Consider the following 4191-nt stretch of genomic DNA (forward strand, 5'->3'; position numbering starts at 1 on the left):
CCCCTCGCCCCACCGACCGGCCCTACACGCGTCCAGACGACTCGGACCCAATCGGTGCGCCGGATGCCCCTGATAGCTGACGCGCAGCCGCAGCCCGAGTTCCCCGGGTACATCGGGGGTGCGGGTGCACGCTGCGGCGATCTGCGGGACGCCGCGCCGGATCACGTCAAGCGGCCATACGGCTCGATCTCCAGCCGGTCAGGCTCGTCCGGCCCGCCCCAGTGAGGTCCGCAGACGGCTGATCAGGCCGCGTGATGTCGCGTCCCGCTCAGCGCCGGCCGCGCGCCGGACGCCCGCCGCGATGGCGTCCGGTGCCAGCCGCGCACCGATCTCCGCAACCGCCCGGGGCAGGTCATGGCAGGGGGCGATCGGGTCGCCGGTGGAGTCGATGAACCAGAGCACCCCGCCCACGCCCGCCTTGACCCGGATGCTCTCCCCGACCGTCGGAAGACTGGGCGACAGCACATGCAACCGCTCAGGCGCCTGCTCGTAGCGAGGACGCGCCGCCCACCCGTCAGTGGCCAAGGCCCGCGCGAGCAGATCAAGATAGTCCGTGGCGATCACAACTCGCCCCCTGTAGCCACGTCGCGGGGCGCCAGGTCGGCTGCGATGATCACGGCCGCGTCGATAACGTGATCAGCCTGCGCGATCGGCTCACCGAGCGCGTCAAAGAACCAGAGGCGGTCGCCATCAATCGGCCGTGGCTTACAGGTGATCGTCTGAGTCCGCAGCGAGACGTCGCCCCGCCGCGCCACGGTCACAGCCCTGGCCCCCACGGACGTGGTGAAACCGCGCCGGTCCAGAGCGTTCCCCAGTGCGTAAAGCAGCGGATAGGCGTGCGGATGCTCGCTACCGTCGAAGCGTTCACTCATGCCCGCCTCGCCTGCTTCGTTACCCTTACCCATAGCCGAACCTCGCTTTCGGTCAGGTCCCGGGTCCCCTGGCGTTCGCCCGCCAGGCCGGGGCCGCTTTGTGTTCGGGGCGGAACACTTACCGGCCTTCGCACGGCCACCGGCGCATGTCCCGCCTTGCCGTCCCGCCCAAGTCCCGGGCGAACCTTCGCGCTCGGCGCCTCGACCAGAGGCGGGCCCTGCTGCGACAGGACGATGGCCCGCCACATCCGCTGGCCAGTTCATGCCCGGTCCTCGAACGCCGCCAGGACAGCGTCGACGGTGACCAGCGGGTCCCCGACCGGGCCGATCACCCGGTCACCATCCAGCCAGCGGAACATCCCCCGCCGACAGGTCACCAACCGGGTACGCCCACCCGGACCCGTCGCCGTCAGCGTCGTGTCATAGGCGGTGGCGGTGATCCCGCACTTCCGCAACTCGACCGCCAGGCCCCGCAACGCCAGCCGGGCCTCGACACCGTCCGCCTCCGCCAGCAGCTCGCGCAGCAACCCGAGCTCATCGGCCTGCGCACCGAAGAACCCGCCCCGCCCCGGCGGGCCCGGCCGCCAAGCGTGCCACCCGGCGCCGCCCGGCACCTCCTCGACCTCCACCAGCCAGCCAGGAAACTCCTTCATCAGACCGCACTGCGTCTCTGGCCCGCTCATCGCGCACCCGCCTCAACCTCGGCGACCGCACGAAGCTTCGCGCGAAGCTCATCCGCCGTATCGGCGTCCAGCTCGGTCTGCACCAGCGAACTGAGTGGGCGGCCATCCAACCGGGCGTGCCCGGTGGTGCGGATCGCCCACCAGCGGCCAGTGTCGGTGGTGTGGATGATCGACCAATGCGGGAACTCCGCGCGGAGCTGGGCCTTGGTCTGCTCGATCTCGTCCGTCGTCGCGTTCACGATGACCGCTTCCTGCTTGCACTGCACGGGTGGTGGTGTTCTGGTCACTGCAAGTGAATCCGTGGCAGGCGGCACGAATCCAGAGGCAGGATGAGGTGGCAAGGGGTGGGGCCACCCGGTCACACCATCCGGCGAGAGGGGCATCTCAACATGTCCGCCGACAAAAGGGCCATCGGCCGCCGCCTACGCAAGGCGCGCGAGGAACCGCCGTACTGGACGCGCGGGGACCTCGCGCGGCTGCTCCGCAACGCGGCGACGCCCAAGGAGCTGCCCTTCATCGCGCACGTGCCCAGCCTCGAAGGCATGATCAAGCAATGGGAGAACGGGCGGTACGTCCCCGGCCGCCGCTACCGGCTTCTGTATGCCCGCGTGACCGGCCGCTCTGAAGACGAACTGTTCGCCCCCGAACCGGCCGCCCCTTCGCTGTGGCGCTCACCCGAACTCAACGGGGCGCTCAGCCCCGACGACGAGGACCGCCTGAACCTTGCCATCCGCAAGCCCTACCGCCTGGACCTGACTGTCGTCGACTCGCTCGCCGCGATCCTCGCCGCGCAGCGCCGCCTGGACGACACCGCCGGGCCAGCCGCGATCCTCCCCGCCACCCTTGCCCAGACCGACGCCGTGACCGGCCTGCTCGGCGACGCACGAGGGCGTGCCCGCGACGCACTCCTTCCGGTCGCCGGCGAGTACGTCCAGTTCGCGGGGTGGCTCCACGCCGAGCTGCGCAACGATCAGACCTCGATGCATCTGCTCACCGACGCCGAAGCCCTCGCCGACGACGCCGCAGATGGCACGCTCGCCGCGCAGGCCGCGAACTTCAAGGGCTACCTTGCGAGGCAGGCCGACAACCCACGCGGAATCGTCCGGCATTTCCTGACCGCCTACCACACGCCCGGTGCGGCGCCCGCGCAGCGACTGGGCGACGCGGTCCAGGCTGCGCAGGGTCTAGCGCTGCTGGGCGAGGGCGCCGCCGCCCGCAGGCTCCTCAACGAGGCCGAAGCGCTGGAGGAGCCTGCTGCACGCAGCCTTCCGCCCGGAACGGCGTACTGGCTCACGCCGGACTTCCAGCACATCAACGTCGGGCTCGCGTTGCTCAGCCTGGGAGAACACATGGCGGCGGCCGAGCATCTCTCTGCGGGGCTGGAGGCACTGCCACCCGATCAGCGACACGCGCCCTGGACGGGTGAGTACTACGAGGCGCTCGAACGCGCCCGCGGCCAGGAATGAACGCCGTACCTTGACAGGGCGATGCACCGGCGCCCGGGAATGCGCAACCCAGGCCCTAGCGTCACTGGCCGACCAGCAAAGGCAAGGCATCATCAGCCTTCGCGGACGCGAAGTCTTGGAGGTCCTGCCGTCCAGTCAGCGAGCGTTCGCGCCTGCCAGGCAGCTTCATGAACTCCTGACCCCACCCCGGAGGGAGAAGCCAGGTGACCGTGACCGCAGCCGCCCCTGAGCACGTCGACGCAATCGTCGTCCTCCTTGAGGAGATGGACGGGTTCTATGGGGCAACCGGGCTTGAGCCCCCGGACGTTCGCCGTCGTCAGGTCGACTTGGCGCTGTTCTCCGACCCGCCGGCCGGGTACGCGCTGTTGGCTTGGGACGCCAGTCAACTTGTGGGGATCGCCTCGTACTCGTTCCTGTGGCCTGCGGTCGGGTTGACCCGCTCGCTGTATCTGAAAGAGCTGTACGTCGCTGAGCAGCGCTGGCGGAGCCGGATCGGCACGGACCTCATGCGGGCGCTGTTCAAGGTGGCCGCCAAGTATGAATGCAGCCGGGTTGAGTGGACGACCGACACCGACAATGCTGGCGCCCAGCGGTTCTATCGCGACCTGGGCACGACGCAGATCCCGAAGTTGTTCTACCGGGCGGACCGCTCCGCCATCGAGTCGGGGCTAGCTTGAGAGCGCGATGCACCGGGCCCCGTTCCTTCGCGTCGAGCGGACGGGGCGCCAATCTCATGCGCGAGGCCGTGAACGGGGGTCGGCTGGGGCCGGAGTGTTCGAGGGCCGGGAGTGGGGTTCGGCCGGAGGGGTGTTCGTTGGCCGGATGGCCGGGCTGGTGAGCCTCGCCCGTGTGGGCTGGGGCTCGGGTTGTGACGTGTGGCATAGGACGGCCCTCAGGCTCGGTGTGGGGGCGTGCCTGGCTGGGGGCTGTCAGGTTCCCGCCCGGGGATTGCTCGCGAGCCGGGTGGACCACCCGGGAATGGGGTGCTGGCTCGCTGGCCGTTGATCCGGCTCGACCGGCGGGCGGGGGAACGCGAGGGTTACGGGCCTTCCCCCTGAAGTGTGGACATCTCGAGGCCTGGATCATGGATCCAGGGAAGGAGGTGTCTTTGATGGCGCTGAAGCACTATCCGGAGGAGTTCAAGACCGACGCGGTGGCGTTGTTCTTGTC

The 4191-nt window shown here is 69.6% G+C and carries 6 protein-coding genes; 2 read left to right on the forward strand and 4 right to left on the reverse strand.

Translation table 11 applies throughout. The features are described from left to right. Positions 1-198: 198 nt before the first annotated feature. The 4 genes from E1298_RS44745 to E1298_RS44760 form a co-directional block, all read right to left on the reverse strand. Positions 199-564 (reverse strand): hypothetical protein, encoded by a 366-nt coding sequence (locus E1298_RS44745; protein WP_131903452.1) that lies wholly within the window; start codon positions 562-564, stop codon positions 199-201. Further along, on the reverse strand, positions 561-905 hold the full coding sequence (locus E1298_RS44750; RefSeq protein WP_131903453.1) for a hypothetical protein: 345 nt from the start codon (positions 903-905) through the stop codon (positions 561-563). The genes E1298_RS44745 and E1298_RS44750 overlap by 4 nt, the downstream gene beginning before the upstream one ends. Positions 906-1132: 227 nt before the next feature. Next, positions 1133-1555: a hypothetical protein gene (locus E1298_RS44755; RefSeq protein ID WP_131903454.1), complete on the reverse strand. Its 423-nt coding sequence runs from the start codon at positions 1553-1555 to the stop codon at positions 1133-1135. Beyond that, positions 1552-1821, reverse strand: a complete 270-nt coding sequence (locus tag E1298_RS44760) for a hypothetical protein (protein WP_131903455.1) — start codon at positions 1819-1821, stop codon at positions 1552-1554. The genes E1298_RS44755 and E1298_RS44760 overlap by 4 nt, the downstream gene beginning before the upstream one ends. Positions 1822-1944: 123 nt before the next feature. On the opposite strand from E1298_RS44760, the gene E1298_RS44765 reads away from it, so the two are divergent. Both E1298_RS44765 and E1298_RS44770 read left to right on the forward strand, forming a co-directional pair. After that, entirely contained in the window at positions 1945-3021 is a 1077-nt protein-coding gene (locus E1298_RS44765; RefSeq protein ID WP_131903456.1) for a helix-turn-helix domain-containing protein, read from the forward strand. A 203-nt stretch (positions 3022-3224) separates the two neighbouring features. Then, positions 3225-3698 carry a GNAT family N-acetyltransferase gene (locus tag E1298_RS44770; protein WP_207945231.1) on the forward strand — a complete coding sequence of 158 codons (474 nt, stop codon included), beginning with the start codon at positions 3225-3227 and terminating at the stop codon, positions 3696-3698. Positions 3699-4191 lie beyond the last annotated feature (493 nt).

Source organism: Actinomadura rubrisoli (assembly GCF_004349215.1).
In the GTDB taxonomy this organism is placed as follows: Bacteria; Actinomycetota; Actinomycetes; order Streptosporangiales; family Streptosporangiaceae; genus Spirillospora; species Spirillospora rubrisoli.

Excerpts from the sequence above, each read along its gene's own strand:
- E1298_RS44765 (WP_131903456.1), top strand. The coding sequence starts at position 1,945 with ATGTCCGCCGACAAAAGGGCCATCGGCCGCCGCCTACGCAAGGCGCGC.
- E1298_RS44755 (WP_131903454.1), bottom strand. The coding sequence starts at position 1,555 with ATGAGCGGGCCAGAGACGCAGTGCGGTCTGATGAAGGAGTTTCCTGGC.
- E1298_RS44750 (WP_131903453.1), bottom strand. The coding sequence starts at position 905 with ATGGGTAAGGGTAACGAAGCAGGCGAGGCGGGCATGAGTGAACGCTTC.